Genomic DNA, 12861 nt, shown 5'->3' with positions numbered 1-12861 from the left:
TTGCGTCACGGATTCAGCGAACCAGCTGGGGCTCGGCTCAGCAGAAATACGTCACCGTCGTGGAATCGTCGTGACCCTCCGAGACTTTGCTTTCCGGCTTCGTTGGCGACACTAGCTCAGCTTCTCCAACCAACGAAAACGACATGAACCAACTCAGCAAGCCGGCAGACTCAGACGCCGGCTCCAGCGCAGCCTCCGTCGGTGTCAGGGGCCCGAGTCCCGAAGCAGTGAAGATGCGCGACGCGATCAAAGCGTTGACGCCGCTCCTGCGCGAAACCGCCTGGGAAAGCGAAAGAGCGACGGCCCTCGTGCCGGCGGCCTTGCGCGCACTCGATGAGACCGGCTTCTTCCGCATCACCTTGCCGAAGAAGTTTGGCGGATTTGCTTTCGGTGCACGTGACCTGGTCGAAGTCATCGCCGCCGCGTCCTATGCAGACGGGTCGGCTGGCTGGAGCGGCTTCGCTGCGTCCGGCATCCGAATGGTCCTGGCCTTCAGCCCGCAAGCGGTCGATGAGGTGAGCGCGCAGTTGCCGAACTGGGTCGGCCCGGCCGCTGTCGGCGCGTCGATCTTTTCCACCATCGTCGGCCAGGCCAGACGCACCGACGAGGGCTTCCTCGTGACCGGCAAGTGGATGTACGGCAGTGGCTGCAGCTATGCCGCATGGGCAGTGGTGGGCATCGAGTGGCAAGAGGACGGCAAGCCGGTTCGCGGCCTGGCGCTGCTGTCTCGAGATCAATACGAGGTTCTGGACGACTGGCACGTCATGGGCATGGCTGCGAGCTCAAGCAACAGCATCGTCGCCCGCAACGAGGTCTTCGTTCCGGCATACCGTGTGGTGCGCCACGCCGATTTGCCCATGGCCTTGGGCTCTCTGCCGCAGAAGTACGAAGGCCTGACCTACCGCATGGGTCCTCTGGGGACGATGCTGTCCACCGCACTGGCCAATATCGCCATTGCGCTGGGCATGGCCAAGGGATGCCTCGACGCCTTTGTCGAGCAGGCCAACAAGCGCGTCCCTTTCAACCTGCCTTACGAGACGGTGGCGGCGATGCCGTCATCGCAGGTGGTGGCGGGACGGGTCTACGCGATGGTGCAGGCGGCCGAGGCTTTGATCATGCAAACGGCCGATGAGGTCGATGCACGGGCCCGCCGTGGAGAGGATTTCGCGCCTCGCGAGGAGTCCCTTGCCACGATGACGCTGGTCTATGCCGCCAACCTCTGTGGCGACGCGATCGACGAGATGCAGCTCTGCATCGGCTCATCGTCGGTCAGCCTGCAGAACCCCATTCAACGCTTTGCGCGGGACGTCCGCGTGATGCTGACCCACGGCGCCATCCGTCGGGATCCGGCGGCGGAAATCGCAGGGCGGCACGTCCTCGGGATTCCCCCTTTCAACATGTTTGCCGGCGGCTTGGCGCAGCGCTGATTATTTTTATAAGGAAAAATTTATATGTCTACTTCCTCGAACAACCGCGTGTCGACGTACGCCATCGATCCGATCTATCTCAATCGTTGGTCTCCGCGCGCCTTGGATCCGAAGGCGGTCATTTCCGAGCAGGACTTGATGACCATTTTCGAGGCTGCGCATTGGGCCCCGTCTTCTTTCAACTCGCAACCCTGGCGCTTCATTTACGCACGCCGAGACACGCCGGAATGGTCGCGTCTATTCGATCTCCTGGTCCCGATGAACCAGGCTTGGGCGGTCCGGGCGTCCGCATTGGTCGTGCTGGTGTCCGCGACCACGGCACAGATGCCCGGAGCTCCGGGCCCGATGCCGTCGTACAGCCATTCGCTCGACGCCGGCGCGGCGTGGGCCTATCTCGCGCTGCAGGCGACGCAACTGGGTTGGCACGCGCATGCGATGGCGGGGTTCGACGTCGAGCGCGCTCCCGGCGTGCTGAACGTGCCCGACAACTTCCGGGTCGAAACGGTCATCGCCATCGGCCGGATCGGGGACAAGAGCCTGTTGCCGCCCCCCCTTCAAGAGCGTGAACAGCCCAATACCCGACGGCCGGTCGAAGAGGTGGTGATGGAGGGGGCGTTCAGGCCATGAAAACACATTCTGCCAAGCCGTTCATCGTGGGCATCGGTGGTACGGCCGTCAAGGGCTCATCGACCGAGCAGGCGCTGGTTGTTGCGCTTTCGGTCGCCGAAGCGGCAGGCGCGCGGACCCAGCTCTTTGGCGGAGAGGATCTGCTCGCACTGCCTCACTATGTGCCCGGTTGCACCGAGCGCAATGGTGATGGACGCGCATTGGTCGAAGCCGTCCGTGCCGCGGACGGCCTCCTCATTGCAAGCCCCGGCTATCACGGAACCATTTCCGGCCTCGTCAAGAACGCGATCGACTACTTCGAAGAGTTGGCGAAGGACGAGCGGGTCTATCTGGACGGCACGCCCGTCGGTTTGATCGCCACCGCCTATGGCTGGCAGGCGACCGGCGGAACGCTGGGTGCGCTGCGCTTGATCGTCCACTCGCTGCGTGGCTGGCCCACCCCGATGGGAGCCGCGATCAATACGAGCGAGCGGGTCTTCTCCGACGGCGTCTGCCAGAACCAGGCCGCGGCCAACCAGCTGAATCTGGTGGGCCGCCAAGTTGTCGAATTTGCGGCCCGCTCAGCGCACTACGCGGCTGGCCAAACCATTCAAACCGCCTAAACGTTTGTTACGAAATCAGCCATGTCACTCCCCAATCAATCAATTCGCAATCATCTGCTGACTCCCCCCACGGGGCCGGGTGGTCATCTGCCACTTCCCCCGGCTGTGCCGACCGGTGCCGTTGAGTCGCCTTGGCTCACCGAAGCGGGCCGCTCCATCGCCGCCAAGGTGCGGGGGCTGATACCGCTCATTCGCGAACAGGCTCGGGAAGGCGAACGAATCGGCGCGCTGACGCCGCAAGTGCTCAAGGCACTCGATGATGCGGGCGTCTACAAGATGACCATGCCCATCGAGTGGGGTGGGTACGGGCTCGGTACACGCGACCTGCTTGAGATCATCGGCGTTCTTGGAGAGGCTGACGGATCGGCGGGATGGGCGGCCTTCGTGGGAATCGGGGTCAAGAACTTGTTGGCCCTCGACCCGAAGGTCGTCGATGAGGTTCGTGCCGATGCGCAAGGATGGGTGGGGCCTGCTGTGGTCGGCGCCTCGGTGTTCGCCACGAACGTGGGCCGCGGCCGGCGCGTCGAGGGCGGGTGGATGATCGAAGGACGATGGGCGTTCGGAAGCGGCAGCAAGCACGCCCGCTGGGCCATGGTCGGTATCGAGTACGACCCGGCAACCCACCCAGGCACCGGTCGCGGTGTCGTCGTGTTGCCGCTGCCCGACTACGAGGTCGTCGACGACTGGCATGTCAGCGGGCTGTCGGGAACCTCGAGCAACTCGATCCGGGTCTCAACCGAGACCTTCGTTCCGGAGCATCGATTCCTTGACCTCTCCGAATACCCGATGCGGTTCGGCGAAATGCACCGGCGTTACAGCGGGCCTGGCTACCAGCAGCACGGAACCGCACTGCTCATCACGGTGTCGATTGCCGACGCCGCGATTGTGCTGGGCATGGCCCGTGGCACGCTTTCCTGCTTCACCGAGCAAGCCAACAAGCGCCAGCCTTTCAGCCTTCCGTACCCGACGATCGGTGACATGGCGAGCGCGCAGGTCGCCGCAGGCAAAGCGCTGGCGATGATCAATGTTTCCGCGGCAACGCTCGAGGGCATTGCAGATCAGGTCGACGCGAGAACGGCTGCGGGGCGCGACTTCTCACGTGAGGAGGAGAGCGAAATCAGCCTCAGTGTCGCGTACGCCGCCAACCTCTGCGAAGACGCGATCAACCTCCTGCAGAAGACGATTGGCTCGTCCACCGTTGGGCTCAGCAACCCGATTCAGCGCTTCGTCCGGGATGCCCGCGTCCTGACATCGCACGGCGCCATTCGCCTCGACCCGCAGGCGGAGGTCAACGGCCGCCGACTCCTCGGTCACCCTCCATTTGCCATGTTTGGTGGAGCGGTGCCCGAACGCAGCGCAAAACCGAAGATGGAAGGGCCTCGCACATGAGCGGATTTCGATCGTAGACGGGCGTTGGTGCATGGCGGCCAGGCCCGACCGGTAAGTTGTTGGCGGCGAAAAGTGGGTCGAAGAAGGAAGTGCTCCTGACAAGAGAGCACTCAAGAGCAACCGTCCGGCCGTTAGAGCCGCCACGCCAGACGGTGCAGTGAAAAAAAGCGTATTGAGCGCAATTAATAATTGGAGACAAAGCACATGAATAAGTCGAGACAAGCCCCGTGGCTCCCCTTGCTACTTGCGGCAAGCGTGCCGCTCGCCCCCACGGTGGCGAGCGCCGACGCCACGAGTGCACCGCCTGAGGCCGCTGCGCCGAGCGCCAACGCCGCGAGCGCGACTCAAGCGCCCGGCAGCGTTTTGGGCGCACTTCCACCGCCATTGCCCGGACCTGGAGACCCGCCGCCACCGGGCGACCCTGGCATGCCCATGATGGAATTGCCCATGATGGGTCTGCCCAAGAGCGAGGTCGGGCCTGTATTTCCCATACCCGTTGGGGCTGGCGAACCCGATTTCAAAATATCAAATACCCGCGTCATGCCCGGCCCTGCACTCGCCGGCATCGGCCCTGTTTCTGTTCTTGATGGATTTGACGCCTTGTTGGGACCGGCTCCTCTGCCAAATGGTTTCACTTATCGTGGGGCTGAAATAGATGTGATGGGTGGTTCCTACGGGCGAATTCAGGGACGGGCGCAGGCAGGTCAGCAGATTGGCGACTTTGCTCTGTTCGGCGCCTACAGTGACGTCAAAGACAATGACTGGAGACAGCATGCTGGCGCCCGAATCCAGCAGGCTCACGGTGACCTAGGTTGGCGAGCAAGCGGCAACGAATATCATCTCATCGTGCATGGCGTATCGAGTGTCAACAAAGGCGCGCTGCTGTCACCCGTGGAACTCATCGCCGCAGATCCAACGGCACAACTTAATTATCCCTCTTCATTTAAGGCCGATAGCACTCACGCCAAGTTCACTGGAAACTATGTGCTGGGTGATGGATGGACGGCCAATAGCGACCTATCGTTCGGTAAATTCAAAAGCAATCAGGTGATCACGCTTGGCGGTGCTTTGGTCAACCCGTGCGAGAGCGATCCGACCTTACTCTGCAGCGGCACCATGCCGTACATGGACATCGATGGAAATCAGTTTCCCTCTTTGGACACCCCGTACTACGCCTACCAACAGCTGTTGTCGAGCGAGACGACCTCATGGGGAGCTAAGGCAAGCGCGTCTCATCGTGGAGAACTTCTGGGCCGACCCAACCAATTCACCATGGGGGTCAACTACAACCGGGCCAATGCGCGCGCCAGCTATAGACAGCTGATCGGCGGCATGAACGAAGACGGGGGATATGGGACCAACCTGGGAATAACCGACTCCCCGCCGGTAGGGCAGCCGGAAGAAGCCGAAGCAAAAACCGATTATGTTGGAATATATGCCACGGATGTTATCGATGTTACCGATCGACTGAAAATCGCTGGTGGCGGGCGCTATAGCTATTCGAATGTTGATCAGCGTGACCTGCTCGGCAGGCGCCCGTCGTTTGACCAAAAACGCACTTTTACCCATTTCGCCCCTTCCCTGGGAGCGACCTATGCGTTTGCGCCGGGATTGATCGCCTATGGTGGCTATTCGGAAGTGGCTCGCGTGCTCTCGCCTTCGGGGACGTTTTGTGAGGACAGAGAGTCGGCATGCAACTCGGTACCGCCCTGGTTTGTTTCCGACAAGATCACTGATCAGGCTGTTTACCATACCTACAAAATCGGCGTTCGCGGTCAGCTGCCGATAGCTGCCGCCCAGCTGGGTTGGAATGCCGCCCTATACAGTACCGACATTTCAAACTACACCTATGTGGCAGCAAGTACGGGACGGCCGTCGCTTGCCGACGTCGGCACGGTCCGCCGGCAGGGAGTAAAGCTTGGGGCTGAGGCTATCGTTGGCGTGTTGACGACCTCCGTCGATTACACCTACACCGATGCCCGCTTCAGATCGTCGTTCTCACTCTTTCAGCCGCTCAATACCTCGGCAGACAACACCGGCAACATACATGTGAAGCCGGGGAACTTGTTGCCGAACGAGCCTAGGCACCAAGTGCGAGTGAACATTAAAGGCAATGTGACACCGAAATGGGTCGTCGGCACCTCGTTGCGAGCAGTATCGAATTCCTATTATTTCGGAGACGAAATCAATGCCATGGGAAAGGTGCCGGGGTACTTTGTCGTGAGCTTCAATACCCAATATCGGATCGATAACCATTGGGAGGTGTTTGGCATTCTAGAGAATGCATTCAACAAAACATACGCAGTGACCGGGGGCCTAGCGTCGACCCGTCAACACATCGCGCTGGCGCCTGACGCAACCAATCCGCGCGCACAGGGGCTTGGACAACCGCGCTCCATCTATGTCGGTGTTCGCTACAAGTTCTAGAGCGCGGCAGAGCGACGCAACATGATCAACGATGGCATCAGACAGGTCTCCGCCGCGGCGGAAACAAGGATCTCCTCGGCGCAGGAGATCATCAACGAGGCCCGCAACGGGCGCATGTTCATCCTGGTGGACGACGAGGACCGCGAGAACGAGGGGGATCTCGTCATTCCGGCACAGATGGCGACGCCGGAGGCCATCAACTTCATGGCGACGCATGGCAGGGGACTGATCTGTCTTGCGCTGACCGAGGAGCGCGTTGATCAGCTCGGACTGGAGCCGATGAGCCGCTCGAACGGAACGCGCCATGAAACTGCGTTCACCGTGTCGATTGAGGCCCGTGAGGACGTGAGTACCGGGATCTCGGCGGCGGACAGGGCGCGAACGATCTCTGTGGCCATCGACACCGCCAAAGGCCCGGCAGACATCGTGAGCCCCGGACATGTCTTTCCGTTGCGCGCACGGGACGGCGGCGTGCTCATTCGCGCGGGCCACACGGAAGCCTCGGTGGACGTGGCGCGCCTGGCCGGGCTCAATCCGTCCGGGGTCATCTGCGAGATCATGAAGGACGATGGCACGATGGCGCGCCTGGATGATCTGCTCGTCTTCGCGCAGAAACACGGCATGAAGATCGGCACGATCCGCGATCTCATCGCGTACCGGCTGCTTCACGACCACTCCCTCGAACGAAGAGCTGCGGTGACATTCCATAGCAGGTGGGGCGGTGAGTGGCAGGCGCACGTGTTCTGGAACAGGGCGAGCAAGACCGAACAGGTGGCGTTGGTCAAGGGCGTCATTGACCCTGCACGGCCGGTGCTGGTGCGGATGCACGCCCTGTCGATTTTCGCCGATGCCTTTGGCGAGGTCGGAGAGCCTTCGTCCTATCTCGCGGGGTCGATGCAGATGATCGCCGAGGAAGGAGCAGGCGTCGTCGTGATCGTCAACAAGCATCGCACTGACGCGCTCACCGCGTCGGTGCGGCTGCGCAGCCAGGACGACCGCGATGCGGAGGTCCAGGAGCTTCGTGACTACGGCGCCGGCGCCATGGTGCTGGCCGAACTCGGCATCACGCAGGTCATCCTGCTCACGAACCACCGGCACAGTCTGGTCGCCGTGTCGGGTTATGGGCTGTCTGTGCTGGAGGAACGGCGCATCGACGTCGCCGCACCGTAGGGCCGTGGGCCTACGACAAGTGTGCGCGGCCGGCCAGCGCGCTGAAGCGGGGATAGGCGCGAAGGCTGTCATAGGCCGGCGACGACATCAGCAACAGTTGCTGCGAGTGGGGGCGGGACATGAGTGCGCGATCCAACCATTCGAAGGCCTGCTCCACTTCACCCAGGCCCGTGTGGATCAAGGTCATCGCTGCGGCATTGGGACCGTTCGCATCGTCGGCGCCTTCCTGGAGCATCCCTAGGAGGCGCCGTGCCTCGCTTTGTTGGCCTGTGCGAGCATACGCGTGGCCCAGGTGCGCCAGTGCCGCGGGATGGTCGTGCATGAGGTGGCGCGCTTCCTCCAACTGGGTGATCGCGGTCTTGTGAAACCCTGCGTAGAGATAGCAGTCGCCCAGCAGCAGCTTCACGGCATCGAACTCCGGGGCGAGGGCGACAGACTTCTGCGCGAACATGATGGCGCCGTCGAAGTCGCGCATGTGCAGGCATATCGCGGCGAGCGACGAATGGGCGAACGCCGAGCTTGGCGCCAGCTCAACGCCGCGCTCGGCGGCTTTGTGGGCCTCTTGGAGACGCCCGGATTGGAGATGACCCAGCCCCATCGCTGTGTGCTTTAGACCCTCGCTCGGACTGGCCATGATGGCCTCGTTGAACATCGATGTCGCCTCGGCGGTATTGTCGGCCGTGAGGTGGCCGAGGCCAAGCGCCACCAGTTCGCCGTCCGTCCGGTCGCGGATGGCGCTGCGAAGGTATTCCCGCAGCAGCGCGTAGTCGCGGAACACTTGGCGGGGCGCCATCTCATCCTCGAGCCCGACTGGCGACGGCCTGGCCTCGAGCCACGACCGAACGGATACCGCCACGTCGCTGGCGACCTGACGCTGGAATGCCATCATGTCCTCGACGCGCTGCTCTTGGCGGGTCGACCAGACGACCACGTCTCGCTGTGGATCGATGATGCGCAGGATCAGCCGATAGGTCCGATCCTGGCGAAAGAGGCTGCCTTCCATGCAGTAGGCGGCCTGGGATTCACTGGCGACTTGCTGCAGGTTGGCGCCAGGTTGCCCAACTTTCGAGCTCGTGCGGTGCGACAGCACCGCCACCAGGGGGAGGTTGGCCAGATGCAGGCTGATCTCGTCGTGAAAAGCGGTCAGCATGTCCGCGTCGGCGATATTCAGTCCGGCGAAGGGCAAGATCAATAATCGAGGGGGGGATTCGACGCGTGCGACCGCTCGTACCTCAGTCGCCACAATATGCTCTCTCCGGAGCTCAAATGTGGGCATGAATCCACCCTTCGGCAGCGAGACTCTCACCTGGTCTGTCGCGCCCTCGGTTCGATAATAGTATTCGAGCCGGGACCTGAGTCGATACGCTTCGGTGCGCACACTGGTCAGGATCTGCGGATCGAAGTCGCTGCCATATCCGAACGCTTCCACGGCGATATTGAACTGCTTCAACCGCTCACCGCGGCCCGCAAGGGTTTCGGCAACCAGGTATTGCAGCATCTGCCGCATGCGCGTTGCACGCCGAAAGGTTTCGCTTTGCAGGAGAGCGTAAACCGCTGCGTTGATGCGCTCTTCCTGCAGATCAAGGGGGGTGATTTCGCTTGGAACCATACTCTGCCCGCGCCTATTCCGTGCCAACCAATTTATCTTACTCAGTTTTGCCAGGCGCGGCGCTGGGCACCATGGGTGGGTAGGTCACATCAGGTGACGGATTCGGCGAAATGTGGGTGTTCTCGCGTGATGGTGGAGGAGATCAAGGTGACGCAAGCGCCGTCACCCGCTGCAACTTCGTTTTTTTGCTGGGTGCGCCAGACTGCTTCTTCGTGTCCAACACCTAGAAAACGAAATGAAGCAATCAAGCAAGCCGGCGTTCCATACCGATGGCTCCGCGAGCGAGTCGATGCGGCGCGAGATGGTGGGCGTCGCGTGAACATCTCACAGGACTCTTCAGGCGGCGACTTGAACTCACCTTCGGTGCAGAGGCTGGATCCGCACCTGCGGCGTGTCATGGGCGTCATCGTTCTTGGCGCTTTGATGTCCACCCTCGATGCGACAGTCATCAACGTCGCGATCCGAGGGCTGACGAAGGCGTTCGAGTCGCCACTGGAGACCGTGCAGTGGATATCCACGGGCTACATGCTCTCGCTCACCGCCGTCATCCCGCTCTCGGGTTGGGCCGCCGATCGCTTTGGCACCAAGCGCCTTTTCATGGTCTCTATCGTTCTGTTCCTGGTTGGTTCCGCGCTGTCGGGATTCGCGTGGTCGATGCCTGCGCTCATCCTGTTTCGTGTGCTTCAAGGACTGGGCGGCGGCATGATTCTGCCCACGGGCATGACCTTGCTGAGCCAGACGGCGGGCCCGCGGCGCATGGGGCGGGTGATGGGAATTGTCGGCATACCCGTTGTGATCGGTCCTGTCCTGGGTCCGACCCTGGGCGGATGGCTGGTCGATGAAGTGTCCTGGCGCTGGATCTTTTTCATCAACCTGCCCATCGGCGCCATAGCGCTGTACGCCGCTCACCGTGTGCTCACAGCCGATGAACCGAAAAGCTCTCGCCCCTTGGACTGGCGGGGCTTTTTGCTGCTCTCTCCGGGATTGGCGATCTTCGTCTACGGCATGGCAAAGGCGACGGCGGTTGGGAGTCTGGCCTCGATCGAGGCGGATGCCTGTGTGCTGCTCGGCGTTGCGATGATCATTGCCTTCGTGTTGCACGCGCGGCGCTTCGAAGGCGCGCTCATCGACGTCCGCTTGTTCGTGCGCCCAACTGTCGGCGCGGCAGCACTCACCAGCTTCCTGCTGGGTGCTGCGTTCTTCGGGCTGTCGCTGCTGGTGCCCTTGTATCTTCAGATGTTGCGTGGGTATTCACCACTCGCCACCGGTCTGTTGATTGCCGCGGAAGGCCTGGGAGCGATGTTGGCCATGCCGATCGCGAGCATCCTCACGGACCGGATCGCGGCGGGCAGGGTTGTTCTGGTGGGCATCGCGTGCATCGCAGTCTCTGTCTTGATGCTGAGCGCGATCGAGAACACGACGCCGCTCTGGGTCGTCGAGCTCGCGCTCTTCGTCTTGGGCCTGGGCAAAGGCGCAACGATGATGCCAGCGACCAGCGCGGCGCTGAGTACCCTGCGCAAGCATGAGATCGCGCGCGCCACCAGTGGTTTGAACGTATTGCAGGGCGCCGGCGGGGCGCTCGGAGCGGCTTTGCTAACAGTCGTTCTGACGCGCGGCATAGCGCGCTTTGCGCCAGAGGGAAGCGGCCTCGCAGGGTCTGCCTTCTTCGTCGGGCCAGGTCACGTCGCGCCGGCCTGGCTGGGGCTGGCGTTCAGCCACACCTTTCTTTACTCGCTCGGGGTCGTTGCGCTTGCGGGATGCGCGGCGGCGTTCTTGTTGAAGGGCCGCGTGGTATCCCAAGTCGACCTCGACGGGGATCGAACGCTCGGGTAGAGCCTCTATTGGGCACTTCGGTGCTTCTGCCAACCTCCGAAGTCGGTTGCAGCTCGCTGTGACTGTCGGCGCCAAGCCAAAATGGAGCCACCACTCCGATCCAATATTTGGCCAGGGGGAAGCGACCTTGGGAGGGTCGGCTATGGATAAGTTCAGGGTGCGGGCTTGTTCGTTGATCTCCTCGCCGGTATTGCTTGCTGCATCGTGGGACGAAGATCCACGGGCGCCTGGGCGTTCAGTACCATCTGCCTTGTCGTCTGGATGCCTGCGCCGGTGTTGAACACCGCCCCTTGGTGTGACCCTTGTTTTCGACTTCAATTGCTCAGATCCATGAACCTGTTGACACTGGAACACTTCTCGGGCTGCCTGAACGAGCCCTTTGTCACCCAGCTGGACGGCGTCTCCCTGGAATTCGTTCTGGTGGAGGCCCGGCCCATCGAAACGAAGGCCAACAACACCGTGCGGCGGCCATTTTCCTTGCTGTTCCGCAACTCAGCCGCCGTGCTGTTTCCCCAGAAGATCTACCCCATGCACCACGCTCGGGTGGGTGAGGTGGGCATCTTTCTCGTCCCCATCGCGTACGAAAAAGCCGGGTTTCTCTATCAGGCGGTGTTCAACTGAGTCGGCGCGGAGGGCTCATGGACCCGGGGTCCGGCCCCGGTGGCCGGGTGCTCAAGGTCGCCAGTGCATCGAGAGATGCGCGCCTTCGCTGGCTTCCGTGATGAAGCCCAGCCGTTCGTAGAGCGCGTGTGCGCGGGTGTTCGTTGTCAGCACGTGCAGCCGCACACCGTGCCCCAGTGCGGCTGCATCGGCCTGGGTGTGCTGTATCAGCGCCGAGCCCAATCCACTGCCGCGCATCTTGGGCAGCAGGCTGATGTGGATGATCAGGTGCTCTGGTGGGGTCTGCAGCAGGTAGAAGTTGCCCACCGGTCCCAGATTGCGGTGTTCGATGGCCAGAAACGAGGCCTCTCCATGGTGCCCCAGGTAGTGCTGGTGCTGCAGCAAGAACTGCTGCTCGATGAACTGGCGTTTGACCTGATCGGGCCATGGCGCCCAGGCCATTTCATCGCTGCGCGTGCTGGCATAGAGGTCGCAGAGCCAGGGCATGTCCGCATCGCACAGCGCGCGCAAAAAAAACCCGCGCTCCGCGAGGAGCGCGGGTGTCTGCATGCGGTCGGCGCGTTCCCCGGGGAACGGCGCCGGCGTGCGCAGGCTTGCCGACGCCACGTCAGGGAAACGCCGGGAAGACGCCCTGCAGCGCGATGCAGAAGTTCACGGCGAGGTACGGCTGCTGGTTTTGGTGAGGCTGCCCACCGCCCTGGTTGGGCGAGATCATGTTCGGGGCAAAGGTGGTGTTGGGTGCTGCGGCGTTGAACGGTTTCGCGGTATTGCTGCCCAGCGTGGAGAGTGCGCTGTTGTTGCCCGGTGCGCCGCTCTTTTTGGTGCTGTCGGATTGCGCGAACGCGTTGATGCCGTGGTTGTGCGACGGGATCTCCGAACTGGTGAGGGTGACCGTGCTGACGCCAAAGGTCTCGCCCAACACCCGCTCGCTGAGTCCCGGGCTCTGGCCCTGTTCACAGCCGGCGCGGCCCGCGAAATTGGGCAACTGAAACGTGGTCTGGCCATTGCCACCGTAGGTGGTGCCCAGCAGCGCGAACAGCGCGGTGTTCTGCGAGATCGGCAGCGTGGCGCCGTTGCAGTAGGCCCAGTTGCGCGGGTTGAAGTAGAAGCCGAACATCTGGATTTCGCCGATATAGGGTTCGCTCATGATCTGATT

General features: G+C 62.2%; 11 protein-coding genes. 8 read left to right on the top strand and 3 right to left on the bottom strand.

All coding sequences use genetic code 11. From position 1 onward, the window contains the following. Positions 1–143 precede the first annotated feature (143 nt). From IV088_RS03035 to ribB, 6 genes are all read left to right on the top strand, one after another. Positions 144–1427 (top strand): acyl-CoA dehydrogenase family protein, encoded by a 1284-nt coding sequence (locus IV088_RS03035; RefSeq protein ID WP_291097555.1) that lies wholly within the window; start codon positions 144–146, stop codon positions 1425–1427. 24 nt (positions 1428–1451) lie between these two features. Next, a complete protein-coding gene (locus IV088_RS03030; protein ID WP_291097553.1) occupies positions 1452–2054 on the top strand; it encodes a nitroreductase family protein in 603 nt (200 codons plus the stop codon). Then, positions 2051–2656 carry an NADPH-dependent FMN reductase gene (locus tag IV088_RS03025; protein ID WP_291097551.1) on the top strand — a complete coding sequence of 202 codons (606 nt, stop codon included), beginning with the start codon at positions 2051–2053 and terminating at the stop codon, positions 2654–2656. The genes IV088_RS03030 and IV088_RS03025 overlap by 4 nt, the downstream gene beginning before the upstream one ends. A gap of 21 nt (positions 2657–2677) precedes the next feature. After that, positions 2678–4045, top strand: a complete 1368-nt coding sequence (locus IV088_RS03020; protein ID WP_291097549.1) for an oxidoreductase — start codon at positions 2678–2680, stop codon at positions 4043–4045. Between the two features lie 432 nt (positions 4046–4477). Then, positions 4478–6472: a TonB-dependent receptor gene (locus IV088_RS03015; RefSeq protein WP_291097547.1), complete on the top strand. Its 1995-nt coding sequence runs from the start codon at positions 4478–4480 to the stop codon at positions 6470–6472. Between the two features lie 21 nt (positions 6473–6493). Next, positions 6494–7642, top strand: a complete 1149-nt coding sequence (gene ribB / locus IV088_RS03010) for a 3,4-dihydroxy-2-butanone-4-phosphate synthase (RefSeq protein ID WP_291097545.1) — start codon at positions 6494–6496, stop codon at positions 7640–7642. 10 nt (positions 7643–7652) lie between these two features. On the opposite strand, the gene IV088_RS03005 is transcribed toward ribB, so the two are convergent. Next, positions 7653–9251, bottom strand: a complete 1599-nt coding sequence (locus IV088_RS03005) for a tetratricopeptide repeat protein (RefSeq protein ID WP_291097543.1) — start codon at positions 9249–9251, stop codon at positions 7653–7655. A 315-nt stretch (positions 9252–9566) separates the two neighbouring features. Between IV088_RS03005 and IV088_RS03000 the strand changes: the two genes are divergently transcribed. Together IV088_RS03000 and IV088_RS02995 are read left to right on the top strand one after the other, a co-directional pair. Then, a complete protein-coding gene (locus IV088_RS03000) occupies positions 9567–11084 on the top strand; it encodes a DHA2 family efflux MFS transporter permease subunit (protein WP_291097541.1) in 1518 nt (505 codons plus the stop codon). Positions 11085–11414: 330 nt separating this feature from the next. Further along, positions 11415–11705, top strand: a complete 291-nt coding sequence (locus IV088_RS02995; protein ID WP_291097539.1) for a hypothetical protein — start codon at positions 11415–11417, stop codon at positions 11703–11705. Positions 11706–11756: 51 nt separating this feature from the next. Here IV088_RS02995 and IV088_RS02990 read toward each other — a convergent pair whose 3' ends face one another. Together IV088_RS02990 and IV088_RS02985 are read right to left on the bottom strand one after the other, a co-directional pair. After that, a complete protein-coding gene (locus IV088_RS02990) occupies positions 11757–12191 on the bottom strand; it encodes an N-acetyltransferase (protein ID WP_291097537.1) in 435 nt (144 codons plus the stop codon). A gap of 121 nt (positions 12192–12312) precedes the next feature. Continuing rightward, positions 12313–12852, bottom strand: coding sequence for a phage tail protein (locus IV088_RS02985; protein WP_291097535.1), 540 nt, complete (start codon positions 12850–12852; stop codon positions 12313–12315). Positions 12853–12861: the final 9 nt, after the last annotated feature.

This window comes from Hydrogenophaga sp. (genome assembly GCF_018780075.1).
Lineage (GTDB): Bacteria > Pseudomonadota > Gammaproteobacteria > Burkholderiales > Burkholderiaceae_C > Hydrogenophaga.
The sequence above is the reverse complement of the archived record's forward strand: the minus strand, read 5'-3'. Positions and strand labels throughout refer to the sequence as shown.